This window comes from Pseudomonas resinovorans NBRC 106553 (genome assembly GCF_000412695.1).
GTDB lineage: Bacteria > Pseudomonadota > Gammaproteobacteria > Pseudomonadales > Pseudomonadaceae > Metapseudomonas > Metapseudomonas resinovorans_A.
Map to the genome: position 1 here is coordinate 2,133,431 of NC_021499.1, position 25,999 is coordinate 2,159,429.

A 25,999-nucleotide genomic window follows, 5' to 3' on the forward strand; every position below is an offset into this window, starting at 1 on the left:
CGCGGGCTTAGTCGATATCTTGAGTCGCCTAATCATTAGTCTGCTACCAAGCCCTTCTCCAGCAGACGATCCGGACCCCTGATGAGCTCCCAAAGCCCCCTGTCGAATCGTATCGACCAGCCGCTGAAAGGCATTGTGCTGGTCTGTCTGGCCACCTTCCTGTTCTCCAGCCACGATGCGATTTCCAAGTACCTCTCGGCCTTCTATCCCATCGTGATGGTGGTCTGGGTGCGCTATGTGGTGCACACCGTGCTGATGGCCGGCTTCCTGTTGCCCCGGGAGGGGCTGCGGGTGCTGCGGACCAAGCGGCCGCTGCTGCAGGTGGTGCGGGCGTTCTGCCTGGTGGGGGTGAGCCTGCTGTTCACCACCGGCTTGCGGCATATCCCGCTGGCGGAGGCGACCTCGGTGATCTTCCTGGCGCCCTTGCTGGTCACCGCGTTGTCGGTGCCGCTACTGAAAGAACGGGTCACCCGGGGGCAGTGGGTGGCGGTGCTGGTGGGGTTCGGCGGGGTCCTGTTGATCGTACGGCCGGGCGGCACGCTGTTTACGCCGACCATCCTCTATCCGCTGTCCGCCGCCGTGTGCTTCGCCCTGTACCAGGTGCTGACGCGCATCCTGGCCCGCACCGACAGTTCCGCCACCAGCAATTTCATCACCGGCCTGACCAACACGCTGCTGATGAGCCTGCTGGTGCCGTTCTTCTGGCACCTGCCATCGAGTCTCGAGCACAGCCTGTTCATGCTGGCCCTGGGCACCTGCGGGATGGGCGGGCACATGCTGCTGACCCAGGCCTTCCGCCATGCCTCGCCGCCGTTGCTGGCGCCCTTCGGTTACGGGCAGATCGTGTTCGCCGGCCTGCTCGGCCTGTTGTTGTTCAACCACGCGCCGGACCAGTTCGGCCTGCTCGGCATCGCCATCATCGTCGGCAGCGGCTTGTTCATGGCCTACGCGCAGAAGCGCTGACGGGGTCGCACGGGCAGAGGTCAGGCGCTTTCCATCTGACGCGTGTCCACGTAGTCCTTCAGCCACCTGAGCACTTGCACCGGCTCCCAGCGGGTCGGGTCGAACAGGGCATAGGCCTGGCCCTGGTAGCCCACCACGTCCAGTGGCCGGTGATAGCCGGCGCGCTGGAACAGGGCCTCGATCTCCGCCAGGCAGGTATTGAAGTGCAGGCGGCCGAAGGGCGTCTTGCCATCGGTTACCAGGCCTTCCAGGCGCAGCTCGTCCACCGCTTCGCGGATTTCTTCCGGAGCCATGCGGCTCACCGTGTATTTCAACTGACGTACATCCAGCATCTGGGCTTCCTCGGGCGGGTTCAGTGCAGCCGCCGGCCGGCGAACAGGGGCTGCGCCCGGCCCCGTGGCGGAAAGGGCAGCGGCAGCTGATAGGGCAGGGGCACGTTCGATGGAGCAGGCTGTTCGGGTTTTGGCAGTCGGATCGGGGCTGATACAGGCATAGGACTTTTCCTGGATTACTGTATATTTATACAGATAGCAGTTGCCGCCATCTGATGGCAACCAAACCAAAGGAAAAATCTGCTGTCAGTCATTTCCCCTGATGCAGTTCCCAGGAACAAGAAGTCCGATGATCCGCTCTATCCTGCTGCTTTGCCTGTTGTTCTCCGCCGCTGCGCACGCCACCGCTCCCCGTACCTTCAACGAAGCCAAGAAGGTTGCCTGGAAGCTCTATGCCACCCACCCCGTGGAGTTCTATTGCGGCTGCCGCTACCAGGGCAATCGGGTGGACTTGAAGAGTTGTGGCTATGTGCCGCGCAAGACGCCGCAGCGGGCGGCGAGGATCGAGTGGGAGCACATAGTGCCGGCCTGGGTGATCGGCCATCAGCGCCAGTGCTGGCAGAAGGGCGGGCGCAAGAACTGCGCGGAGAACGATCCCACCTACCAGCGCGCCGAGGCGGACCTGCACAACCTGGTGCCGAGCATCGGCGAGGTGAACGGCGACCGTAGCAACTACAGCTTCGCCTGGCTGCCGCAGAAGCCCAGCCAGTACGGCGCCTGTCCCATGGTGGTGGACTTCAAGGCGCGCAAGGCGATGCCGCGCCAGCAGATCCGCGGGATGATCGCACGCACCTATTTCTATATGAGCGACCGCTATGGCCTGCGCCTCGCCAGCCAGGACCGCAAGCTCTACAACGCCTGGAACCGCCAGTACCCGGTGGAAGCCTGGGAGCGCAACCGCAACCAGCGCGTGGCCTGCGTGATGGGCTACGGCAATCCTTTCGTGGGCAAGGTGGATATGAGCGTCTGCAAGCGTTGAGGCCATGGCCGGGAGCCCGCCTGTTTTTCCGGAGCCGCCAGGAGGGCAGTTCGTAGATGGGGCGGGCGACGATCCGCGAGCCTGCGATACCCATCGACCGATGTGATGGGTATCGCTCCGCTCAACCCATCCTACTTTTCCACCGCCCACCAGCTCGGCAGCAAGCGCTGCACCTGGGGCTGGGCGAAGCGATCGTCGATCAGGTGCACGACACCTCGGTCGGAGGGCGTGCGGATGACCCGGCCGGCGGCCTGCACAACCTTCTGCAGGCCGGGGTAGAGGTAGGCGTAGTCGTAGCCGGCACCGAACAGCCTGGCCATGCGCTGGCGCAGTTGCTCGTTCACCGGGTTCAGCTGCGGCAGGCCCAGGGTGGCGATGAAGGCGCCGATCAGGCGGTCGCCGGGCAGGTCGATGCCTTCGCCGAACGCGCCACCCAACACCGCGAAACCTATGCCCTGGCCATCCGCCGCGAAGCGCTCGATAAAGGCCTGGCGTTCGGCTTCATCCATCTGCCGTCCCTGTAGCCAGACAGGTACGTGGGGATGCTCGCGGGCGAACAGTCCGGCCGCTTGCTGCAGGTAGTCGTAGCTGCTGAAGAAGGCCAGGTAGTTGCCGGGGCGTTCCTCGAACTGCCGGGCCATGAGGCGGCTGATGGGCGCCAGGGAGGCGGCGCGGTGCTGGTAGCGGGTGGAGACCTCGGCGCAGACCCGCACGTGCAGTTGTTCCGCGCTGAAGGGGGAGTCCACTTCCAGCCAGGGGGTGTTCGGCGCCAGGCCCAGGAGGTCGCTGTAGTAGTGGCGTGGCGTCAGGGTGGCGGAGAACAGCACGGTGGAGCGGCTGGCGGCGAAACGCGGGCCGAGGAAGGGCGCCGGCACCAGGTTGCGCAGGCACAGGCGTGACAGGCTGCCGCTGCCCCTGCCGGGGCGTTTGCTTATATCGAACAGCGAGTGGCTGTCGAACAGCTCGGCCATGCGCCCGAACTGCATGGCTTCGAAGTAGAAGTCCTGCAGGGCGGCATCCAGGGCCGTGGGGTTGTCGGCGAGGTAGTCGGTGATCGCGGTGACGGCGCCTTGCAGGGCGTGCAGCAGTTTCTGCGGTGGCGCGTCGTAGGCGCGGTAGTCCTCTGCCTGGTCCCGGTTCAGTTCGCTCCAGTGGCGACCGACCCGCTCCAGGGGCTTCTTCAGCGCGGACGGTGCGCTTTTGCGCAGGGACTTGAGGCCGAGCTGGTCGAGCTCCGCCGAATACATCCTGCGCGCGCGCTCCACCAGGTTATGGGCCTCGTCCACCAGCACCGCCACGCGCCATTGGTTGGCACTTGTCAGGCCGTGGAGCAGGGCGCTGCTGTCGAAGTAGTAGTTGTAGTCGCCGACCACCAGGTCGCTCCAGCGCGCCATTTCCTGGGCCAGGTAGTAGGGGCAGAGCTGATGGGCCAGGGCCACGTCGCGTAGCGCCTGGCGATCCAGCCAACCATGCTCCGCCGCTGCCTTGCGGGCTGCCGGCAGGCGGTCGTAGAAGCCCTTGGCGAGGGGGCAGGAGTCGCCATGGCAGGCGTTCTCCGGGTGCTCGCAGGCCTTGTCGCGGGCCACCAGTTCCAGTACGCGCAGGGGCTCGGCGGCTAGCTGCCGGAGGGCATCGAGGGCGAGCTGGCGGCCCGGTGTCTTCGCCGCGAGGAAGAAGATCTTGTCCAGGCCCTGGCGCGGTGCCGCCTTGAGCAGTGGGAACAGGGTGCCGAGGGTCTTGCCGATGCCGGTGGGTGCCTGGGCCATGAGGCAGCAGCCGGTGCTGGCCGCCTTGTACACCGCTTCGGCGAGCTGGCGCTGGCCGTGGCGGAAGGCACCATGGGGGAAGGCGAGGGCTTCGAGGCGGGCATTGCGCGCAGTGCCGTGGGCCAGCTCCTGCTCGGCCCAGGCGATGAAGTGCCGGCACTGTTCCTCGAAGAACTGCCGCAGGTCGGCGGCGGCGTGGCGTTCGCAGAGCAGGGTTTCCTGCTGGCTGCCGATATCGAGGTAGACCAGGGCCAGTTCGATCTCGTCCAGGCCCAGCTGCTGGCAGAGCAGCCAGCCATAGACCTTGACCTGGGCCCAGTGCAGGTGCCGGTGGTTCTCCGGCACGCGCTGCAGGTCGCCGCGATAGGTCTTCACCTCTTCCAGGCGGTTGCGCGCCGGGTCGTAGCCGTCCGCCCGCCCGCGCACCCGCAGCGGGCCGAATTCGCCGCTGAGGGCCACCTCGGACTGATAGCCCTCGCCCCGTCGGCTGGCCACCAGCGCGTGGCCGGCAATGCCTTCCTGGGCGGTGGGCGCCGGGGTGAAGCGCAGGTCGAGGTCGCCGCCCTTGGCGGTGAACTCGCAGAGTGCGCGCACGGCGACGGTGTAGGCCATGTTCAGGCGTCGGCCCACTGCACGTAGCAGACTTCCACGGGGATCTCGTGCTGGGCGCAGAACTCCAGCCAGCGCAGCTGATTGTCCTGCAACCGGTCGCCCGGGCCCTTCACTTCGATCAGGCGGTAGCGGCGCTGTTCCGGCCAGAACTGGATCAGGTCCGGCAGGCCGGAGCGATTGGCCTTGATGTCGGCAAGGATGCGCTGGAAGCAGGCTTTCAGTTGCGCCGCCGGCAGGCAGGCCAGGGCCTGGTCGAGCAGGCGTTCATCGAGGTTGCCCCAGTAGACGAAGGGCGACAGCAGACCCTGCTTGGCGGCGTAGGTGCGGCGGATGGCGGCCTGGTAGGCATCGCTGTCCAGTTGCGCCAGGCAGGCGTCGAACAGCGCGGCACGGCGCCCGTGGAAGTCGGGGCTGAGCAGGTCCGCTGGACCGTTGTGGAAGGGATGGAAGAAGGCGCCGGGGAGCGCGGCGAAGATGGCGTCCCAGCAGAGCAGGCCGAACAGCGAGTTGAGCAGGGTGTTCTCGACGTAGTGCACCGGCGCGCCTTCCTCATGGAAGTGCAGCAGTACGGCTTGCTCCACCGACATCGGCTGCTCTGGTGCCGGCAGGATCAGGTCGATGCGTTGCACCGGGGCGCGGTCGTTCGTGGCTTCCTTGGCCAGCCCCAGCTTGCGCCGCAGGCGCGGCAGGATGCGCGCCAGGTGTTGCTGCTCCTCTTCGCTCTCGGGGGCCGCGAGGGCCAGTTGCGCCAGATCGAAGGCCTCCCGTTGGGCGTCGAGGCGCTCCAGCACGCGAATGCGCCGCACCCGCGCGCCGGAGTACTGGCAGAGGCCATAGAGCCCCAGGGCCGCCTCCAGCAGTTCGCAGCGCTCGCATTGCTGGCCCACCTGGAACAGCAATTTGCGCCGGCGGGCGTCCAGCCAGGGGTTGCCGTGGGCTTCCAGGGGCAGTTCCGGCAGCAGTTCGCCCAGTTCCTCGCCGCACTCGAAGCGTTCCCGCCAGCGGTGCAGGCGCAGGTAGTAGTCGAGGTCGGCGCGCTCGCGAAAGCCCCGGGCCGCAGCGTCGATCTCGACCTTCTCGTACTGATGGATGCCGAGGTCGGCGAGGACGAACTCCGACCAGTCCTGGTAGAGGTTGCCGAAGAACATCAGCCGCAGCCGATCGCAGATGTCCATCAGCCCGAGGGCAAAGACCCGGTCCTCGCTGGCGGGATACCAGGCGGCGAAGGTCTGTGCGGCGTCGTGTTCGGCGAGCAGCGCCTGGAGGCGCTCGGCCTTGCGTCCGACAGCCCTGCCGAAGCAGGCGTCGATCTCGCGCAGGGTCAGCAGGGCGAACAGCTGGGCCAGGTCAAGTTCAGGGGCGTCGTCCAGCCAGCCCTTGGCCACCAGGGGCGCCGCCGCTTCGAGGGTGTCGCCGATCTCCCCGTAGTTGAGCTTGCTGGCGCGAAATTGCGTGCCTTTGCGCATCACCATGCGTACCAGCAGCCCTTGCGATGTGCGCGGCAGGCTGCGGAAACCCTCGATGAACGCCTGTTCCTCGGCATCCAGCAGGTCGCCGTAACGCTCGCTGATCCAGTCGAGCAGGCTGTGGAAGTTGTGCAGGTAATAGAAGGGGTCTTCGAGGGCGGCTGGCATGAGGGCGAGGAGGTGCAGGCTTGTACTGTGTATTCATACAGATATCAGGCCTGGCCGGCCGGCGGCAACCGGATTTGGATCAGTGGGGGCTTGCCGGGCGTTCGGCGGCGGCCACCCTGGAGGCCGGGCGGGCGCGGGACGCTAGTCGATATGTCGCCCCTGAAACTAAAAAATCTATAGCCGAAGCCTTCTGCCATGCGGGCCCGGCGCTTTTGCGCGCGCGCAGTTTTTTCCTAGCCAGCGACTACAAAAATCATAATTTCGCGAATCCTCGGCACTGAACAGAATGCGGCCAACAGTCACCGCTAGCCGCAACAACAGAACAACAACGATCAGAGTCAGAGGAGGCAAGTCATGACCGATCTGAACCAACCCGCCTTGCAGAATTACGCCGGCGCGCCAGTCGAAACACTGGAAATCGATACCCTTATCGTCGGTGCAGGCCAGGCAGGCGTGGCCATGAGCGAACACCTGAGCAAGCTCGGTGTGCCCCACCTCGTCCTGGAGCGCAACCGTATCGCCGAAGGCTGGCGTACCGGTCGCTGGGACTCGCTGGTTGCCAACGGCCCGGCCTGGCACGATCGTTTTCCCGGCATGGAGTTCGAGGGGCTCGATCCCGACGCCTTCGCCCCCAAGGAGCAGGTCGCGGCTTACTTCGAGGCCTATGCGAAGCAGTTCAACGCCCCTATCCGCACCGGCGTGGAAGTGAAGAAGGTGGTGCGCAACGGCGATCGGCCAGGCTTCACCGTTGAAACCTCCGAAGGTGTTATCCAGGCCAATCGCGTGGTTTCCGCGACCGGGCCGTTCCAGCGTCCCATCATTCCACCGATCGCTCCCGAGGATGAGCGGATCACCCAGATCCACTCCGCCCAGTACCGCAATCCCGGGCAACTCCCCGAAGGTGCCGTGCTGGTGGTGGGCGCCGGTTCGTCGGGCGTGCAGATCGCAGATGAACTGCAGCGTGCCGGCAAGCAGGTTTTTCTCTCGGTGGGACCGCACGACCGTCCGCCGCGCGCCTATCGCAACCGCGACTTCTGCTGGTGGCTGGGGGTGCTTGGCCTGTGGGACGCGGAAGCCGCGCAGCCCGGCAAGGAGCACGTCACCATCGCGGTGAGCGGTGCTCGTGGTGGCCACACCGTGGACTTCCGCGGCCTGGCCCATCAGGGCATCACGCTGGTGGGGCTGACCAAGGCCTTCAAGGATGGTGTGGTGACCTTCCAGACCGACCTTGCGGACAACCTGGCGCGTGGCGATGAGAACTACCTGTCGCTGCTGGATGCGGCGGATGCCTATATCGCCCGCAACGGCCTTGACCTGCCGGAAGAACCCGAAGCCCGCCGTACCTTCCCGGAGCCGGCGTGCGTGACCAATCCCATTCTCGAACTCGACCTGGTCGAGGCGGGCGTGACCTCGATCATCTGGGCCACCGGCTACGCGGTCGACTTCAGCTGGCTGCAGGTCAACGCGTTCGATGCCAAGGGCAAGCCGCAACACCAGCGGGGCGTGTCGAGTGAGCCGGGGGTCTACTTCGTCGGCCTGCCTTGGCTGTCGCGCCGGGGTTCGACCTTCATCTGGGGCGTGTGGCACGACGCCAAGCACATCGCCGACCACATCGCCACGCAACGCAAGTACCTCGACTATCGCGATGCCTCGCAACGCCAGGCGCAAGACTGATCGAAAGAACAGCCTCGACACATACGTTCAAGCAACCAGATCGATGGAAGTAAGTTGATGCCTACCCATACCCGCATCCGCATGTTCAACACCAAAGACACCTACCCGAACCAGACGCTCGACAATGACCTGTGCCAGGCGGTACGCGCCGGCAACACGGTCTACGTGCGCGGCCAGGTGGGTACCGATTTCGAAGGCCGGCTGGTTGGGCTGGGCGACCCGCGCGCGCAGACGGAACAGGCCATGAAAAACGTCAAGCAATTGCTGGAAGAGGCGGGCAGCGACCTGTCGCACATTGTCAAGACCACCACCTACCTGATCGACCCGCGCTATCGCGAGCCGGTCTACCAGGAAGTGGGCAAGTGGCTGAAGGGCGTGTTCCCGATCTCCACCGGCCTGGTGGTGTCGGCCCTGGGTCAGCCCCAGTGGCTGATGGAGATCGACGTGATCGCGGTGATCCCGGACGACTGGCAACCGGCCAAGGCATAAGGAGCAGCAACATGACGTTCTCCATCATCGGTCGCTGCCCCGAAACCGGCCAGCTTGGTATCGCCATCAGCTCATCCAGCATTGCCGTGGGGGCTCGCTGCCCCTGGGTACGCGCCGGGGTGGGAGCGGTGGCGACGCAGAACGTCACCCTGCCGGCCCTCGGGCCGCAGATTCTCGACCTGCTCGATACCCAGCAGCTGGAGCCGGCGAGCGCACTGGACCGGGCCCTGAGCTCGAACGGCTGGAGCCAGTATCGGCAAGTCACCGTGATCGACAGCCAGGGGCGTGTCGCGCTGTTCAGTGGCAGCGAGGCCCTGGGCACGCACAACGCCGTGGCCGGCGAACAGTGCGCCGCCGCCGGCAACCTGTTGTCGGGGCCGGAGGTGATCGAGGCCATGGTGCAGGCCTTCGAGGCGGCGCCGGGGATGCTGGCCGACCGCCTGCTGGCGGCGATGCATGCGGCGATGGCGGCCGGTGGCGAGGCGGGCCCGGTGCACTCGGCGGCACTCAAGGTGGTGGGCGACCTGACCTGGCCGATCGTGGATCTGCGCGTCGATTGGGCGGATGAAGACCCCATCGGTCAGCTGGACGGACTGTGGCAAGCCTATCGGCCGCAGATGCAGGACTACCTGACCCGCGCGCTGGACCCGACGGCGGCGCCCAGCTACGGGGTGCCGGGCGATGAGTGAGGTTTCCAGTCGCGAGTTGCTCGCGCGGCTGATCGGTTTCGCCACGGTCAGCCGGGACTCCAACCTTGAGATGATCGCCTTCATCCGGGATTACCTGGCCGGGCTGGGGGTGGAGTGCGAGTTGTTCCACAACCCGGAACGCACCAAGGCCAACCTGTTTGCCACCATCGGTCCTCGTGACCGGGGTGGCGTCGTGCTCTCCGGGCATACGGATGTGGTGCCGGTGGATGGCCAGGCCTGGACGGTCGAGCCATTCCAGATGACGGAACGGGCAGGGCGGCTGTACGGGCGTGGCGCCGCGGATATGAAAGGCTTCATCGCTTCGGTTCTGGCGGCCGTGCCGGCTTTTCTGGAGCGGCCGCTGAAGCTGCCGGTTCACCTGGCCTTCTCCTATGACGAGGAGGTTGGCTGCCTGGGGGTTCGCTCCATGCTCGAGGACCTGCAGAGGCGCACGCACAAGCCGCGCCTCTGCCTGATCGGCGAGCCAACCGAGCTGAAGCCCGTGCTCGGCCACAAGGGCAAGCTGGCCATGCGCTGCCAGGTGCAGGGAGCCGCCTGTCACTCCGCCTACGCACCCTATGGCGTCAATGCCATCGAGTACGCCGCGCGAATGATCGGCAAGCTGGGGGAAATCGGCGCGGACCTGGCGCGGCCGGAGCGACATGACGAGCGGTTCGATCCGCCTTTCACGACTGTGCAGACCGGCACCATCAAGGGCGGCCGAGCACTGAACATCGTGCCGGCGGAGTGCGAGTTCGATTTCGAGGTGCGCGCCTTGCCGGGCTTCGATGCCCATCAGGTGGCGGAGGAGCTGCAGAGTTACGCCGAGGTCGAGTTGTTGCCAAAAATGCGTGCGGTGGTGGCCGATACCGGCATTCGCTTGCAGCCATTGAGCGCCTATCCGGGGCTGGCCACATCGCCCGATAGCGAGGCGGCGCGTCTGCTGGCGCTGCTCAGTGGTTCGACCGAGTTCGGCACGGTCGCCTTCGGCACGGAGGGCGGATTGTTCGATCAGGCGGGCATTCCCACCGTGGTTTGTGGGCCGGGGAGCATGGACCAGGGGCACAAGCCGGATGAGTTCATCAGCGTCGAACAGCTGGGCGGCTGCGACGCCATGCTGCGCCGTCTGGCGCTTCACCTGCAGGCCGACGACCCGCTGCGGTAAACTGCCCGACCCTCGCTGGAAATGGCTGGGCGCCCGATTGACGGGCGTCTGCCCCGTTGCTACCATTCCAGCCCTTATGTTGGCTCGATTTCTCCGTCTGGAGGCTGAAAGAGCCAATGTCAACCCTGAGTTTTGCGTCGTAGCTCGCATCTGCGGGAAACGGCGCCACCGGGGTGGCGCGGGATACCAGCTTCGATCCCCGTCGCCTCTATTGATGATCTGACCGCATTGGCTGGAGTGCGGAATAGGGCCTTTCCTGGCCTTTGACTACAGGTATGAACATGAGCGAAAGCTTTGCAGAACTTTTTGAAGAAAGCCTGAAATCCCTCGACATGCAGCCGGGTGCAATCATCACCGGCATCGTGGTCGACATCGATGGTGACTGGGTCACCGTCCATGCTGGCCTGAAGTCCGAGGGCGTCATCCCGGTCGAGCAGTTCTACAACGAACAAGGCGAGCTGACCATCAAGGTGGGTGACGAGGTCCACGTAGCGCTCGACGCGGTGGAAGATGGCTTCGGTGAAACCAAGCTGTCCCGCGAAAAAGCCAAGCGTGCCGAGTCCTGGCTGGTTCTGGAAGCTGCCTTCAACGCCGAAGAAGTGGTCAAAGGCGTTATCAACGGCAAGGTCAAGGGCGGTTTCACCGTCGACGTCAGCGGCATCCGCGCGTTCCTGCCGGGCTCCCTGGTGGATGTGCGCCCTGTGCGCGACACCACTCACCTGGAAGGCAAGGAACTCGAGTTCAAGGTCATCAAGCTGGACCAGAAGCGCAACAACGTTGTCGTTTCCCGTCGCAGCGTCCTGGAAGCCGAGAACAGCGCCGAGCGCGAAGCTCTGCTGGAATCCCTGCAGGAAGGCCAGCAAGTCAAAGGTATCGTCAAGAACCTCACCGACTACGGTGCGTTCGTTGACCTGGGCGGCGTAGATGGCCTGCTGCACATTACCGACATGGCTTGGAAGCGTATCAAGCACCCGTCCGAGATCGTCAACGTTGGTGACGAGATCGACGTCAAGGTCCTGAAGTTCGACCGCGAGCGCAACCGCGTCTCCCTGGGTCTGAAGCAGCTGGGCGAAGACCCATGGGTCGCCATCAAGGCGCGTTACCCGGAAGGCACTCGCGTTACTGCCCGCGTTACCAACCTCACCGACTACGGCTGCTTCGCCGAGCTGGAAGAGGGCGTGGAAGGCCTGGTACACGTTTCCGAAATGGACTGGACCAACAAGAACATCCACCCGTCGAAAGTCGTTCAGGTTGGCGACGAAGTGGAAGTTCAGGTTCTGGACATCGACGAAGAGCGTCGTCGTATCTCCCTGGGCATCAAGCAGTGCAAGTCCAACCCGTGGGAAGACTTCTCCAGCCGCTTCAACAAGGGCGACAAGATCTCCGGCACCATCAAGTCGATCACCGATTTCGGTATCTTCATCGGCCTGGAAGGCGGCATCGACGGTCTGGTTCACCTGTCCGACATCTCCTGGAACGAAGTTGGCGAAGAAGCCGTACGTCGCTTCAAGAAGGGCGACGAGCTGGAAACCGTCATCCTCTCCGTTGATCCGGAGCGTGAGCGCATTTCCCTGGGCATCAAGCAACTGGAAGACGATCCGTTCTCCAGCTACGCCTCGATGCACGAGAAAGGCACCATCGTTCGCGGCACCGTGAAAGAAATCGACGCCAAGGGCGCTGTAATCAGCCTCGGCGGCGAGATCGAAGGTGTTCTGAAGGCTTCCGAAATCAGCCGTGACCGCGTTGAAGACGCGCGCAACGTGCTGAAGGAAGGCGAAGAAGTCGAAGCCAAGATCATCAGCATCGACCGTAAGAGCCGCGTAATCAGCCTCTCCATCAAGTCCAAGGACGTTGATGACGAGAAGGACGCCATGAAGGAACTGCGTAAGCAGGAAGTCGAGTCCACCGGCCCGACCACCATTGGTGACCTGATCCGTGCTCAGATGGAGAACCAGGGCTAATCACCCCTCTCCGTTAGCAAAAAGGGCGGCCTAGGCCGCCCTTTTTGTTGTCCGCGTTTTCTCCTCCGGCGTTTGGGCTGTTCAAAGCCTCCCTAGCGTGCTAAAAACTCCTAGAGCTGATCTAGCCGCTTGAATTAGAAGGGAAAACCATGACCAAGTCGGAGTTGATCGAACGAATTGTTACTCATCAGGGCCAGCTGTCGTCTAAGGACGTAGAGCTTGCCATCAAGACGATGCTTGAGCAGATGTCCCAGGCGCTGGCGACAGGCGATCGTATCGAGATTCGTGGCTTTGGCAGCTTCTCGCTGCATTTCCGTGCGCCACGCGTAGGGCGTAATCCAAAGACAGGGGAGTCGGTGAGGTTGGACGGTAAATTCGTGCCGCATTTCAAACCGGGCAAGGAGCTCCGAGATAGAGTGAACGAAATTGAATAAACTATAAGTTATTACCTTGTTGCCATTGGTGCTAGTAAGCTAAGAGAATATTTAGGATTTTGCATCAATTTATAAGGGACTTTATAGTCCTTGTTTGTGTTTGTGTTTGTGTTTGTGTTTGTGTTTGTGTTTGTGATTTTTTGTTTTTGGAAGGTATATAAGGTTTCAGGGTTTATGAATTCTGGCACTTTTGTAGTAGGGGCTAAATTTAAGTGATTGATCGTGATCAGAACGCAGACCCTACCAGTGGCGAAGCCATTGATATTTTTAAGATGGTTTCCGATCTGTGGGAGCAGCGCTGGTTAGTTCTTTCTGTAGTGCTGATCTGTGTGGCAGTTGCAGGTGCATATCTAATATATGTTGAGCCGATTTATGAGGCAAAAGTATCCGTACAGGCACCTAAAATTAGCCAAGTAACAGGATTCAATACTGGGCGGGATAAGGGGGACGGTTTGGCACCCTTTAGCCCGAACGATGTATATGCCGTTTTCAAGCAGCGACTTATATCTGATGAGAGTCTAGGTAAATTTTTTAAAGAGTACTATTTCCCAGCCTTTCATGATTCATCTGTGTCTGAACAAAGTGCCTTATATCGAAGGCTCATAAATAGTTTTAGGATAGAGACTAGAGACAAGGCGCGACCTGATCGATACACGCTAACGTTTCTGCATACGGATCCTCAGCAAGCAGCAAAATGGCTTATGCAGTATATTCAGATGGTATCGAACGATGCGAGTCAGGATATGCTGAACAACGCCCGAAGCCAGTTGTCGATGAAGGCTGATTCGGTTCTTCATCGAATTCAAATTGTGAAAGATGCGGCTAAGGTTCGTCGGGAAGATCGGATTATAAGACTCAAAGAAGCATTGGCGATTGCGGATGAGATAGGAATGGATAACCCGCCTGTTGTTACCGCTCAGTTGCAGAGGCAATTATCTGCCGTGATGGAGGGGGAGCTAATGTACATGCGAGGATCTAAAGCCCTCAAAGCAGAGCTGAATCTACTGGAAAACCGCAAGTCGGATGACCCTTTCATTCCTGGGTTGCGAGACCTAGAAGAGCGTTATTCTCGGTATACTGGCGTTAGCGTAGATATGGGCGCTATTGCTGTATCTAATTTAGATGGTGAAATTGAGGCTTCTGAACAACCAGTCAAACCTCAGGTCTTGCCCATTATGCTTCTTAGTATTATCGCAGGATTTACGGTTAGCATCTGTGCTGTGTTAGCTAGCTCTGCGCTCTCTCGAAAGCGCAGAAACTAGGCGCAATCCTCTTCTCTGTAATTAGTGTAGTCATAGCTATCTCTTAATTATTGAATTTATACGTAATAGTGTGCGGATGGTTCATGTTTTTTTGTATCCGAGATACGGTATGTGGGTTATGAATGCAGATATTTTTACGTGTTGGGGGATGATTGATCGGGAATAGTGCTTAGGGATAGAGATTTTAAATTATTTGATCAATTATTTTATGTGGAGTGAGTCGTGGAATTGAACTGCAAGCAGGATGTGATTGGTAGGCTGAAAAATAAGCAGTCAGTTATTGGTATAGTTGGGCTCGGATATGTCGGGCTCCCGTTGATGTTGCGATATAATTCTATTGGTTTCCGTGTTTTGGGTATTGATATTGATGCCAGGAAAGTATCTCAGTTGAATTCGGGGAAGAGTTATATTGAGCATATCTCATCGGAAAGAATAGAAAAAGCGCGAGGAACTGGTTTTGAGGCGACAGTTGATTTCTCTAGAGCTGCCGAATGTGATGCGCTGATACTTTGTGTTCCAACTCCTCTAAATAAGTACAGAGAGCCTGATATCAGCTACGTGATTAGCACGACTGACGCGCTTAAACCATACTTGCGAGCAGGGCAAGTGGTATCTCTAGAAAGTACAACCTATCCTGGGACGACCGAAGAGGAACTGCTCCCTAGAGTTCAGGAAAATGGACTTAAAGTCGGAAAGGATATTTTCTTGATTTACTCGCCTGAGCGAGAGGACCCCGGTAATCCAAACTTTGAAACCAGAACGATTCCAAAGGTAGTTGGTGGACACACTAACGAATGCTTAGAGGTTGGTGTTGCTCTCTATGAACAGGCGATAGACCGTATCGTTGAGGTGAGTTCTACCAAAGCAGCTGAGATGACAAAGTTGCTGGAGAATATCCACCGAGCTGTAAATATTGGGCTGGTTAATGAAATGAAGGTAGTTGCCGATAAAATGGGCATAGATATCTTCGAAGTAGTCGACGCTGCGGCCACCAAGCCATTCGGCTTTACTCCTTATTACCCGGGACCCGGATTGGGTGGGCATTGCATTCCCATTGATCCCTTCTATTTGACTTGGAAGGCGAGGGAGTATGGCGTCAATACAAAATTTATTGAGCTGGCTGGGGAAGTAAACCGGAATATGCCCGAGTGGGTGGTTGGTAAAACCATAGATGCACTAAATTCTCATGGGAAATCACTGAAGGGTAGTCGTGTTCTTGTGCTTGGTGTCGCGTATAAAAAGAACATCGATGATATGCGTGAGTCACCGGCGGTAGAAATTATGGCTATGCTGGGGAATAAAGGTGCGAGAGTGGACTATAGTGATCCACATGTATCTGATTTTGTTGATCATCATGGTCATAAAACTGGCTTGACTAGTGTTGCTTTGAATGATGACACCATAAGAGAGTATGACGTACTGGTTCTGACTACGGACCATGACCTTTTTGATTATCGATTGATTGAAAAGTCCGCAAGACTGATTGTTGACACGCGAGGAAAGTTCAGAGAAAGCCGAGGAAACATCGTCAAGGCTTAAGATGAAGGGGAAAAAATATTTAAAATTAGTTCTAATGGCATTTGGCAGGCAGGGAATGTCTGCCATTTTAAATTTTTTTAGCATACTTATTATTGCTCGTTATCTCGGGCCAGAAGGGAATGGGGCCTTTTCTCTCGCGATGACTGCTGCGTTAACATTTGGCCTAATGATAAATCTTGGGCTTGGGCAAGCAAACGCCTATTTTATTGGTCGTGGTGAAACAACTGCGTCATCAGTGGTTTCAACATCTGTAACCATGATGCTCCTCTACTTATGCATATTTTTGGGTGGGCTGGCTGTCTCCAGACAGTTTCTGACAGTCACTGATGACGACTGGACCTATCTATATGGTGTTGTTTTTTTTGGAACTTTTATTGCTTGTAATAGTTGGTTATTAGGGGCTTTGCAAGGCCTTCTGAGATTCGAATATTACAATTTTTCAATGATTCTTCCTTCTGCCTTTTTTCTAGCAATAACCATTTCTTTAGTCATGTTTGGTGTTCGTGATCATCGCATGTATTTTTTGGGTTGGGGGCTAGGAAATATAAGTTCATTTTTCTTTATGGCTTTCCATTTTAGGGATGAGCTTTCTCGTGGCTCCATTTCAAAGGACAAATTTTTGCGGTCCATTTCTTATGGTTGGAAGGTGCACGTCGCGAATCTTTGTTCTTTCCTAGTGTATAGAGTGGATATCTATATCTTGGGTATCTTTTGGGGGGCTTCAACTGTTGGTATTTACTCAGTGGCTCAACAAGTAGTAGAGAGATTTTGGATGATATCCCAAGCCATTTCTACGGTGATGTTCCCGAGCCTCGCATCAATGAAGTCAAAAAATGATAGCGACGGGGTAGATCTCATCGTCAAGAAGTCATTGAAATGGGTTTTTATTTCATCATTTTTGGGGCTGTTGATTCTATTCGTTGTCGTCGACTGGGCAATCGTTTTGGTATTTGGTGACAGATATGCTGAGGCGTCAACTCTTATAAAAATTCTGCTCCCAGGGATGGTGCTATTCAATGTTTCCAGAGTCCTTGCGAGTGCTACAGGGGCCGCTGGTCGTGTGGGTGTCATGGTTGTAGTGTCTTTAACCTGCCTTCTATTTAGCGCTACACTGAATTATTACTTAATCCCATTATATGGTGCAGTGGGTGCAGCTTCCGCGACCTCGATATCTTATGGGGTCGCGTTCTTTCTTGGTTGGTTTGTATATAAAAGATTTTAATAAATAATGAAAAAAATTAAGAAGGTATTGTTCATAGGGACTCTCAATTGGCCGCAGCGATTAGCTCGTCTCGTTAATTCGTACGACAGCCAATCTGCATTCGCTACAGGACTCTCATTGGGTGTGAAAACATTCCCTCGATTGTTATTTCACCTGATGAGGTCTGATGTGGTTGTTCGAGTCGGGCTTCGTCCCGGAGCAAGAAACTGGAAGATGTTTCTGTTTGATTGTGTATGGTTCTTTTTTTCATCGTTAAAGTCACGTGCTGTTTATTGTGTTTACTGGATTGGTACCGACGTAGTCATGGCATCTAAAGAGGTAGATAGAAATACTTTATTCTTAGAGCTTTCTAAAAAGAATCTTCACTTGGCAGGTGCTCCTTGGTTTTCACAAGAATTATTGCCTTTAGGGCTCGACGCAAAGTCTTCCATATTTCCGTTGCAAATTAATTTTTCAGAAGTCACAGAGTTGGCGCCAGATCGGTTTTTTGTCTTGACGTATATACCAGATGAGCGTCATGAATTTTACGGAGGAGAGCAGGTACTGGCTTTGTCCAGGGCATATCCCGAGATAGACTTTTTTGTAATCGGTGGAGAGGGTCGCTGGACTTTAGAGTCACAACGTAACTTGAAGTTTCTCGGCTGGGTAAAAGATATAGACTCGCTCTTGAGAGTTAAACCAATTTTATTAAGGCTGGTCTCACATGACGCAATTGGTGGGACAGTTAGGGAGGCACTCGCATACGGGTGTCACGTAGTTTATACGTACGACCTTCCATATTGTGAAAAGGCGGTATTTGGAAATGATTTAAGCATTTCCAAGGCATTCAGTGATGCGTTAGCAAAGCGTCGTGATGCGAGTAGGGCCGTTAATATGGACGGCGCAAGATATGCAGTTGAAAACTGGGATTCAAAGACTCTAACGAGAGGGCTAATGGACGCACTCGCAGACGGTGTGAAGAATGAACAGTAAATTACTTCCTTCCACCGTGCTTGCGGTGTTTATTAGTTTGGTTATCCTGCTAATTTATTGCCTCTCCAGTATTTATGTTGATGAAAATTCCGGGGTTGCATATTTTTTTGTTTTTTTATCTGTTCTTGTTGTCTCTATTTTGATCGTCGTTAGAGGCGGACTTTCTGTCTTCGAACCAATAACATGGTTCTATTTGATGTCGTCTCTATTCTATGTTTTTGCAGGTATTATTTGTTTTTATGGGTTTGATTTTTTATATCACGATAATTTTTCCAATCGTCCTGATAGGTACTCGCTTCTATTCGATGCGATATTTGTTTTCACTATAGGAGTTATAGGCTATTGGGTCGGTGATTATTTCGCTGGCCTCTATAGATATGCAGAGGCGAAGGGTGAGGTGACGTGTGTCTTTTCAAATAGATCACTACTGTTCTTAGGAGGAGTAAGTATCGCTGTTGGGATATTTAATTATATTTTGAATGCTTATATGTATGGCGGTGGGGACCTTCTGTTGTTGTTGAAAGATTTTGGCGCACGAGATCATCGCGCTGAAGATGTTTCTTTCTATTCTACCTTTGGATACAACTTTATAGTGGTTGGACTCTTCTTTCTAATGCTAAGGAGGGTGGCTTACTTTGGGAGCATTGGAGTTTTATACAAAATAATATTCGTATTGGGTCTTTGCATCCTCTTGTCCACTGGTCGCATCTGGTACAGCATTTCTCTATTTTTTGTATTCTTGGCTCTGGCGCACTTTTCCGGACTAACAGTTAGCTACAAAAGGTTGGCAAAATACTCTGTCCTATTTCTTCTGTTTATTATTTCTGTATATTTTTTGAGATATTATAGTAATTTACTATATATCGGGAAGGAAGGTAGTTTTGATGCAGAGATTGGGAATGATTTTCTGACGGGGTTTTTGGTTTTTATTTTTGGAAGAAGTAATGTTCCATCAGTTCCAATCCTGATGGAGGTTGTTCATTACTATTCTGAGACTCAAGATTTTTACTTGGGGAAGACGTTCTTTTATTGGCTTAGTTATTTCGTTCCAGGATATGACGTCATTTTCCTCGGGCATGAGATAAAGGAGAATTTTTATCCAGGTCGACCGGGTGGATTTCCACCTACTTTTTTTGGAGAGCTTTTTGCAAATGGAGGGATTCCTTTTGTAGTCGTGTTTTCGATAGTTGCGGGTTTCATTTTTAGAACCTTCTATCTATATGCTAGAGGGCGTGGAAGCTTCCTAGTGTATTTCGTTTATTCGTCGATATTGTTTAGATTCATTTTCATGCTGCCTAAATTGGAGCTTTCGGCTTTCGGTAGTGCGGTCTGGTTGTTTTTGCCTACGTTTGTAGTCTGTTCTTTAATATATCTTGTTTATAGAGTTGGCAGGCCTGGGATGGCAAAAAAATGAATTTTCTACATATATGCAATAATTTTATTTCAAGCAAGGTTCATTGCAATCTTATACTTGCGTTGGGTGGCGATGTTATTACGCAAAAGATCTATGTTCCTATTCGTCGAAGGACGGATCGAGGTGTGAATTCTATATCTGGATCTGGCGTATCTGTTGTTTACGACTACTGCATATTTCCAGTGCTTAAGTATTTTCCTCTAATGAAGGCTCTTTGGGTTGCAGTTCGCTTCATTTCGGCTTTCTCAAAAAATAAAGAGAACTATGTTGTTGCGCATAGCCTATGGTCAGACGGTCTGCCTGCATTTCTTTATAGTTGCATACGGAGGCGGAAGTACTGTTTGTTTGTGCGGGGGACGGATATAAATTTCTTTATCCCTAAGCTACCACATTATAGGCCTTTGATGTGGTTAATGCTTCGGTATTCTGATCTTGTTGTGTTTTTGAGTCCTGCTCAAGAGGATGTTTTCAAAGTTAAATATCCATGCCTTTATCGAGTTATAAGTAGGCGAATTATATTGCCAAATGGCGTAGATAGGTTTTGGTTGGATAATATATATGCCGGATCAACCCCAAGGAAAGGTCTTATTTTTGTTGGGCGTTTGGATAGAAATAAGAATATAGATGTGGTCGTGGATGTTCATGAACGGTTGTCTCATAAGGGGGTGTCGAGCAATCTGAGAATTGTTGGGGGAGATAGTGAAGATGTTGAGAGATTGATCGGTGCCGGCGGGATTCCTCCTGGAGTAGATGTGGTTGGTAAAGTAGCAGATAAGAATCTGCTTCTGGATTTGTATAGGAAGTCGTCCGTTCTGATTGTTCCGTCGAAGAGTGAAACTTTTGGTCTTGTTTATATTGAGGCCCTGACCCAGGGGTGCGCGGTTGTTCACACTAAGGGGCAGGGGATAGATGGATATTTTGATGGTTGTGATTTCGTTAGGTCGGCGCATTGCCGGGATATAGATCAGCTATCTATTTGTTCTATTGAGCTAATTGAAAAATATCCAGAAGGGGTGATGTCAGGAGAGTTGAGGGAGAAACTGCAGGAGTTTAGTTGGGATAGAATAGCTAAAAGATTTTATACTTCTATTTCGAAAGAGGGATGAAGGTGAGAATTGTTTATATCCATCAATATTTCAAAACCCCAAAGGATGCCGGGGGGACTCGATCCTATGAAATGGCTAGAAGGTTGGTTGCAGCAGGTCATGAAGTAAATATGATTAGCTCGCGTCCAAAGGAAGAGTTGGTTGATGGAGGCGTGGATGAAGTTTCAGGGATAAAGGTGCATTGGATTGGCGTTGACTATAATAACAAGATGGGATTTATTTCTCGTGTGAAGTCATTTTTTTTGTTTGCGATTCTTTCCTCGTTAAAGGCTATAAGATTGAGGGCGGACGTAGTCTTTGCAACCAGCACTCCATTGACTGTGGCTGTCCCTGGGGTTATTGCTTCATTCTTCAAGCGTGTTCCATTGGTTTTTGAAGTTCGTGACCAATGGCCAAGAATTCCTATCGCGATGGGGGTTTTGAGAAATCCCATATTGATTTTTTTGGCAAATATTTTAGAGCGTTTTACCTATTGGTATTCATCTCATATAGTTGCGTTGTCTCCAGGCATGGCTGATGGCATAGCTTCTCGTGGTGTCTCAAGGAGAAAAATAACGGTAATTCCAAATGGCTGTGATTTGGAGTTGTTTTCTAATGAGAGTATCAGGGGGGGTGAGTTTAGAAAAAAGAATCCTCATATTCCGGATGGTCCTATAGTTCTATATCCCGGGACCATTGGGAAGGTTAACGGCGTCGGTTATCTTGCGGAGCTTGCTGCCGCGACTATAAGAATAGAAAAAAATATTAATTTTGTTGTTGTTGGTGACGGTATCGAACTCGATGAAGTGGTAGAGCTCTCGAATACTTTAGGGGTCAATGGTGTTAATTTCTTTGTCCTGCCGCCACTTCCAAAGGATGAGTTGGTCTATGCGCTGCGGGACTCTTCGATAATTGTTTCGTTGATTATTGATGTTCCTGAGTTGGAAGATAATTCTGCCAATAAATTTTTTGATGCTCTCGCAGCTTCTCGGCCAATCGCAATCAATTATGGTGGGTGGCAGAAGGAAATAATTAAAAGGGAAAGAGTGGGTTTGGTAATCTCTAGAGATGTGGAGCAGGCCGCACGTGAAGTGGTTGAGTTTTTGTCTGACGATCGGCTTGTTAAAGCTAGTGGTGAGCGGGCAAAATCTTTAGCTGAGTCCATGTACAATAGAGACGTACTGGCCATGAATTTAGAGAAGATATTCGTGGAAACGGCTGTATGAATATTTCTAGATCGTTTAAGCGTTTTTTTGATTTTTTGGTCGCATTGGTTTTGCTTGTGTTTTTGTTTCCTCTGCTTTTATTTATTGCCATGTGGGTTAAGCTCGATGTTGGCAAGGTTTTTTTTCGCCAAATCAGGCCGGGACTTAATGGTATCCCATTTGAGATGGTAAAATTTCAGACGATGGTGGATAGCCATGACTCAAGTGGCCGCTCCTTGCCTGATTCGGAGCGTCTAACAAAGCTGGGAATTTTTCTGCGCTCTACTAGCTTGGATGAGTTACCTGAGCTGTGGAATGTACTTCGAGGTCATATGAGTCTTGTTGGGCCTCGTCCACTGCTTATGGAATACTTGACCTTGTACGATAAAAAACAGTTTCGTCGTCATGAGGTGCGACCTGGGATAACTGGCTGGGCGCAAGTAAATGGCCGAAATGCGCTAAGCTGGGACGAGAGGTTTGAGCTGGATGTGTGGTATGTCGAGAATCAGTCATTCAAGCTTGACATGAAAATACTCCTACTTACCGTAAGGAAAGTGATAGCGCGAGAGGGTATCACTAGCAAAGGAGAGGCGACCATGTCGAAGTTTAAAGGGGGACGCTCTTGAAACGATTGGCGATTCTCGGTGCTAGTGGTCATGGAAAGGTTGTTGCAGATACTGCTGAAAACTGCGGATGGCGCCAGATAGAGTTCTTTGATGATGCCCCTCAGATTCAAAGCAAAAATGATATTTGGCCCATAAGTGGTGGAAGTGAAGCTCTATATAGCCGGCTCCTCGATTTTGAAGGTGTAGTGGTGGCGGTAGGTAATAATGCTGTACGCCACAAGTTGCTTATGGAGCTTCAGAACGCTGGCGCGCCACTGGTTAGTTTGCTCCACCCCCAAGCTTTTGTAAGTCGCTATGCATTGCTTGAAGTGGGTACGGTTGTATTTGCTGGTGTGCAGGTAAACGCGGGTGCGCATATTGGATTTGGCTGTATTTTAAATACCGGATGCAGTGTGGATCATGACTGTCGATTGTCGACCGCAGTACATATAAGTCCAGGTGCTAGGTTGGCGGGTGGGGTTAAGGTTGGTGAGCAAAGTTGGATTGGGATTGGTTCTTGCGTTCGTCAACTCGTTAATATCGGTCGGTTTGTTGTCGTAGGGGCCGGAGCTGCTGTAGTCGATGATGTTCCTGACGGACTGACCGTTGTAGGTGTACCTGCACGTCAGCTAGTTAAGTGATATATAATTCAGAGTTTTGACAGGATACCTAAATGCTGAATACGTCTTTTTCTCCGTGGCCCTCGTTCTCCGAAGAGGAAGCCGATGCTGTCCGTGATGTTATCCTATCTAATAAGGTTAACTATTGGACTGGTCAAGAGTGTCGCGAATTTGAAAGGGAGTTTTCGGCATGGGCTGGAACGGAGTATGCGATCGCCCTGGCCAATGGAACGGTCGCTCTCGATTTGGCTCTCAAGGCATTGGAAATTGGCGCGGGCGATGAAGTGGTTGTAACCTCGCGAACTTTCCTGGCGTCTGCGTCGGCAATTGTTACGGCGGGCGCTGTTCCGGTTTTTGCCGATATAGACCGCGAGTCGCAAAATATTACAGCTGAATCTATCGGGGCTGTTTTGACTTCACGGACGAAGGCTGTGATTTGCGTCCATCTGGCCGGATGGCCGTGCGATATGGATCCAATCATGGAACTCGCTGAAGAACGCGGGCTCTTTGTAATAGAGGATTGTGCCCAAGCGCACGGCGCAATGTACAAAGGGCGCCCTGTAGGCTCTATAGGACACATCGGGGCATGGTCGTTCTGTCAGGACAAGATCATGACTACCGGGGGCGAGGGCGGTATGGTTACGACCCGCGACCGCAACCTTTGGTCTAAGATGTGGTCATACAAGGATCATGGCAAGAGTTGGGACGCGGTCTACGAGCGGCAGCACGCTCCGGGATTTCGGTGGCTGCACGAAAGCTTCGGTACCAATTGGCGCATGATGGAGATCCAGGCCGTTATTGGGCGGATTCAATTGCAACGTATGGCTCAGTGGCATGAACTACGTAAAAAGAACGCCCAATCCATTTGGCGATGCGCGAGTCAATTGCCTGCTTTACGAGTTCCAAGTATTCCGGCAAACATCGAGCATGCTGCCTACAAAGCATATGTGTTTGTCGAGCAAGAAAAGCTAAAAGCTGGTTGGACACGAGACCGGCTTCTGAATGAAATCACCTCTCGCGGTGTCCCTTGTTACTCCGGATCCTGCTCTGAGGTCTACTTGGAAAAGGCGTTTGAAGGAACTGGTTGGCAGCCAGTTGCACGCTTACCCGTGGCTCAAGAGCTTGGTGAGACTAGCCTTATGTTCTTAGTCCATCCTACGCTTACAGAGAGCGAAATTCAGAAGACTTGTGAAGTATTGTCCAGTGTAATAAGAGACGCCACTGAATAATGGAATGTTCTTTTCGGTGCTTTTGCTTTTTTGCAATGGGCCGTGAGTCAAGACCATAAGATTGGTCGGGTTAGGAGTTGCCGATGTTACGTGAGCGATTACTGGGGCTGAGTCGACAGCGTAAGCGTATCCTTCAAGTGATTGCTGATGTGCTGCTCGTTTGGCTGGCATTATGGTTGGCGTTCGTGGTGCGCCTTGGGACAGACAGGCTTGTTGATCCTCTAGGCGGTCACGCGTGGCTGTTCGTCTGTGCGCCTCTGATTGCGATCCCTCTATTCGTTCGTTTGGGTATGTACCGTGCGGTGCTGCGTTACTTCGGAAATGATGCGCTGGTAGGTATAGCTAAAGCCGTATCGCTTTCGGCTCTACTGCTAGCGCTGGCCGTTTACTGGTATCGCGACGCTCCTGAGGTTGTGCCGCGTTCGATTGTGTTCAATTACTGGTGGCTCAGCTTGGTACTCATTGGCGGCTTGCGCTTGGCAATCCGCCAATACTTTCTGGGTGATTGGTATGTTGCCAGCCAGGCCATACCATTCGGTCCGAAAGATAACGGCCTGCCTCGCGTGGCGATCTATGGTGCGGGCGCTGCGGGTAATCAACTGGTCACTGCGTTGCGCATGGGGAGGGCCATGAGGCCCGTAGCATTCATCGACGATGACAGCAGCATTGCTACGCGTACCATTAGCGGGCTTCAGGTGTACAAGCCCAAGCATATCCAGCAGATGATCGATCAAACCGGTGCGCAGGAAGTGCTTCTGGCCATTCCCTCCGCAACTCGAGTTCGTCGTCGCGAGATTTTGGCCACTCTGGAAGGCTATCCCCTGCATGTACGTAGCGTTCCAGGGTTCATGGACCTGGCCAGTGGCCGGGTCAAGGTTGATGACATCCAGGAAGTCGATATCGCCGACCTGCTGGGTCGTGATGCGGTACCGCCGCGCAAGGAGCTGTTCGAGCGCTGCATCCAGAGCAAGGTAGTGATGGTCACCGGCGCCGGTGGTTCGATTGGTTCCGAGTTGTGCCGGCAGATCCTGGGGTGTGGGCCCAAGACGCTGATACTTTTCGAGCACAGCGAATTCAACCTCTACAACATCCAGATCGAACTTGAGCGGCGCATTGCGCGTGAATCTCAAAGCGTTCAGCTGATCCCGATCCTCGGTTCCGTGAGGAACCTGGCGCGGTTGGTGGATGTGATGCGGACATGGGATGTGGATACCGTGTATCACGCCGCCGCCTACAAGCATGTTCCCATCGTCGAGCACAATATTGCCGAAGGTGTGTTGAACAACGTGATGGGCACTCTCTATACCGCACAGGCTGCAGTGCAGGCGGGCGTGGAGAATTTCGTGTTGATCTCCACGGACAAGGCGGTACGTCCGACCAACGTGATGGGCAGCACCAAGCGCCTGTCCGAAATGACCTTGCAGGCATTGAGTCGCGAGTCCGCTCCGGTGATGTATGGCGACAGCGAAGCGGTGCATCGGGTCAACAAGACCCGCTTTACCATGGTTCGCTTCGGCAACGTGCTGGGCTCTTCCGGCTCGGTGATCCCGCTTTTCCGTGAGCAGATCAAGCGTGGTGGGCCTATCACGGTTACCCACCCGAATATCACGCGTTACTTCATGACCATCCCGGAAGCCGCACAGCTGGTGATCCAGGCGGGTTCCATGGGGCAGGGCGGTGATGTTTTCGTGCTGGACATGGGGCAGCCGGTGAAAATCGCCGAGCTTGCCGAGAAGATGGTCCACTTGTCCGGTCTGACCGTGCGTTCCGAGCGCAACCCCAGTGGCGACATCTCTATCGAGTTCACTGGATTGCGTCCGGGCGAGAAGCTCTATGAGGAGCTGTTGATCGGTGACAACGTCAGTCCGACCGAGCATCCGATGATCATGCGGGCCAACGAAGAGCATTTGTCCTGGGATGTCTACAAGCGTGTTCTGGCCGAGTTGTTCGTTGCGGTAGAGAAGGATGACTACGTTCGTGTTCGTCAGCTCCTACGTGAAACCGTTAACGGTTACACCCCTGAAGAAGAAATTGTTGACTGGATCCATCAGCAGCGTCGGATTGAGCCTTCCAACTCCAGGCACTAGTTTGGTTTGGGCGGTTTAGGAAGTACCGCCCTTTCCAATACTGATGACAGGGAGTGTTCAA

22 protein-coding genes are annotated in these 25,999 nt (G+C 54.8%); 19 read left to right on the forward strand and 3 right to left on the reverse strand.

Annotated elements, in window-relative coordinates; translation table 11 throughout:
- Nucleotides 1-81: 81 nt before the first annotated feature.
- A complete protein-coding gene (locus PCA10_RS09710; RefSeq protein ID WP_016491898.1) occupies nt 82-963 on the forward strand; it encodes a DMT family transporter in 882 nt (293 codons plus the stop codon).
- A gap of 20 nt (nt 964-983) precedes the next feature.
- On the opposite strand, the gene PCA10_RS09715 is transcribed toward PCA10_RS09710, so the two are convergent.
- Nucleotides 984-1,295, reverse strand: a complete 312-nt coding sequence (locus tag PCA10_RS09715; protein WP_016491899.1) for a hypothetical protein — start codon at nt 1,293-1,295, stop codon at nt 984-986.
- Between the two features lie 289 nt (nt 1,296-1,584).
- Here PCA10_RS09715 and PCA10_RS09720 point away from each other — a divergent pair, with 289 nt between their 5' ends.
- On the forward strand, nt 1,585-2,274 hold the full coding sequence (locus PCA10_RS09720; RefSeq protein ID WP_016491900.1) for an endonuclease: 690 nt from the start codon (nt 1,585-1,587) through the stop codon (nt 2,272-2,274).
- Nucleotides 2,275-2,405: 131 nt separating this feature from the next.
- Here PCA10_RS09720 and PCA10_RS09725 read toward each other — a convergent pair whose 3' ends face one another.
- Both PCA10_RS09725 and PCA10_RS09730 read right to left on the reverse strand, forming a co-directional pair.
- A complete protein-coding gene (locus tag PCA10_RS09725; RefSeq protein ID WP_016491901.1) occupies nt 2,406-4,652 on the reverse strand; it encodes an ATP-dependent DNA helicase in 2,247 nt (748 codons plus the stop codon).
- 2 nt (nt 4,653-4,654) lie between these two features.
- The gene (locus tag PCA10_RS09730) at nt 4,655-6,286 is read right to left on the reverse strand and encodes a VRR-NUC domain-containing protein (RefSeq protein ID WP_016491902.1); all 1,632 of its coding nucleotides are present in this window, start codon (nt 6,284-6,286) and stop codon (nt 4,655-4,657) included.
- A gap of 354 nt (nt 6,287-6,640) precedes the next feature.
- On the opposite strand from PCA10_RS09730, the gene PCA10_RS09735 reads away from it, so the two are divergent.
- The 17 genes from PCA10_RS09735 (at nt 6,641) to PCA10_RS09790 (ending at nt 25,938) form a co-directional block, all read left to right on the forward strand.
- The gene (locus PCA10_RS09735; RefSeq protein WP_016491903.1) at nt 6,641-7,960 is read left to right on the forward strand and encodes a flavin-containing monooxygenase; all 1,320 of its coding nucleotides are present in this window, start codon (nt 6,641-6,643) and stop codon (nt 7,958-7,960) included.
- Nucleotides 7,961-8,017: 57 nt separating this feature from the next.
- Nucleotides 8,018-8,449, forward strand: coding sequence for a RidA family protein (locus PCA10_RS09740; protein WP_016491904.1), 432 nt, complete (start codon nt 8,018-8,020; stop codon nt 8,447-8,449).
- An 11-nt stretch (nt 8,450-8,460) separates the two neighbouring features.
- Nucleotides 8,461-9,138 (forward strand): DUF1028 domain-containing protein, encoded by a 678-nt coding sequence (locus tag PCA10_RS09745; RefSeq protein ID WP_016491905.1) that lies wholly within the window; start codon nt 8,461-8,463, stop codon nt 9,136-9,138.
- Nucleotides 9,131-10,303 (forward strand): acetylornithine deacetylase, encoded by a 1,173-nt coding sequence (gene argE / locus PCA10_RS09750; protein WP_016491906.1) that lies wholly within the window; start codon nt 9,131-9,133, stop codon nt 10,301-10,303. The genes PCA10_RS09745 and argE overlap by 8 nt, the downstream gene beginning before the upstream one ends.
- Before the next feature lie 281 nt (nt 10,304-10,584).
- Nucleotides 10,585-12,264: a 30S ribosomal protein S1 gene (gene rpsA / locus PCA10_RS09755; RefSeq protein WP_016491907.1), complete on the forward strand. Its 1,680-nt coding sequence runs from the start codon at nt 10,585-10,587 to the stop codon at nt 12,262-12,264.
- A 149-nt stretch (nt 12,265-12,413) separates the two neighbouring features.
- Nucleotides 12,414-12,698, forward strand: coding sequence for an integration host factor subunit beta (gene ihfB, locus PCA10_RS09760; protein ID WP_016491908.1), 285 nt, complete (start codon nt 12,414-12,416; stop codon nt 12,696-12,698).
- Nucleotides 12,699-12,910: 212 nt separating this feature from the next.
- Complete coding sequence (locus PCA10_RS29530; protein ID WP_016491909.1) at nt 12,911-13,960, forward strand: LPS O-antigen chain length determinant protein WzzB; 1,050 nt, start codon at nt 12,911-12,913, stop codon at nt 13,958-13,960.
- A gap of 228 nt (nt 13,961-14,188) precedes the next feature.
- On the forward strand, nt 14,189-15,499 hold the full coding sequence (locus PCA10_RS29535; protein WP_144277030.1) for a nucleotide sugar dehydrogenase: 1,311 nt from the start codon (nt 14,189-14,191) through the stop codon (nt 15,497-15,499).
- Nucleotides 15,447-16,721 (forward strand): flippase, encoded by a 1,275-nt coding sequence (locus tag PCA10_RS29540; protein WP_144276959.1) that lies wholly within the window; start codon nt 15,447-15,449, stop codon nt 16,719-16,721. Before PCA10_RS29535 ends, PCA10_RS29540 begins: the two co-directional genes overlap by 53 nt.
- 6 nt (nt 16,722-16,727) lie before the next feature.
- A complete protein-coding gene (locus tag PCA10_RS30275) occupies nt 16,728-17,693 on the forward strand; it encodes a glycosyltransferase family protein (protein ID WP_016491912.1) in 966 nt (321 codons plus the stop codon).
- The gene (locus tag PCA10_RS30280; protein ID WP_144276961.1) at nt 17,683-19,107 is read left to right on the forward strand and encodes an O-antigen polymerase; all 1,425 of its coding nucleotides are present in this window, start codon (nt 17,683-17,685) and stop codon (nt 19,105-19,107) included. Before PCA10_RS30275 ends, PCA10_RS30280 begins: the two co-directional genes overlap by 11 nt.
- On the forward strand, nt 19,104-20,213 hold the full coding sequence (locus PCA10_RS29545; protein WP_016491914.1) for a glycosyltransferase family 4 protein: 1,110 nt from the start codon (nt 19,104-19,106) through the stop codon (nt 20,211-20,213). Before PCA10_RS30280 ends, PCA10_RS29545 begins: the two co-directional genes overlap by 4 nt.
- Nucleotides 20,214-20,215: 2 nt before the next feature.
- Nucleotides 20,216-21,418: a glycosyltransferase family 4 protein gene (locus PCA10_RS29360; protein ID WP_016491915.1), complete on the forward strand. Its 1,203-nt coding sequence runs from the start codon at nt 20,216-20,218 to the stop codon at nt 21,416-21,418.
- Nucleotides 21,415-22,023 carry a sugar transferase gene (locus PCA10_RS09780; RefSeq protein ID WP_016491916.1) on the forward strand — a complete coding sequence of 203 codons (609 nt, stop codon included), beginning with the start codon at nt 21,415-21,417 and terminating at the stop codon, nt 22,021-22,023. Before PCA10_RS29360 ends, PCA10_RS09780 begins: the two co-directional genes overlap by 4 nt.
- Nucleotides 22,020-22,643 carry a NeuD/PglB/VioB family sugar acetyltransferase gene (locus tag PCA10_RS29550; RefSeq protein WP_081663928.1) on the forward strand — a complete coding sequence of 208 codons (624 nt, stop codon included), beginning with the start codon at nt 22,020-22,022 and terminating at the stop codon, nt 22,641-22,643. The genes PCA10_RS09780 and PCA10_RS29550 overlap by 4 nt, the downstream gene beginning before the upstream one ends.
- Nucleotides 22,644-22,675: 32 nt before the next feature.
- Nucleotides 22,676-23,851: a DegT/DnrJ/EryC1/StrS family aminotransferase gene (locus PCA10_RS29555; RefSeq protein WP_016491918.1), complete on the forward strand. Its 1,176-nt coding sequence runs from the start codon at nt 22,676-22,678 to the stop codon at nt 23,849-23,851.
- Between the two features lie 83 nt (nt 23,852-23,934).
- Nucleotides 23,935-25,938: a polysaccharide biosynthesis protein gene (locus PCA10_RS09790; RefSeq protein ID WP_016491919.1), complete on the forward strand. Its 2,004-nt coding sequence runs from the start codon at nt 23,935-23,937 to the stop codon at nt 25,936-25,938.
- The last annotated feature ends 61 nt before the right edge of the window (nt 25,939-25,999 follow it).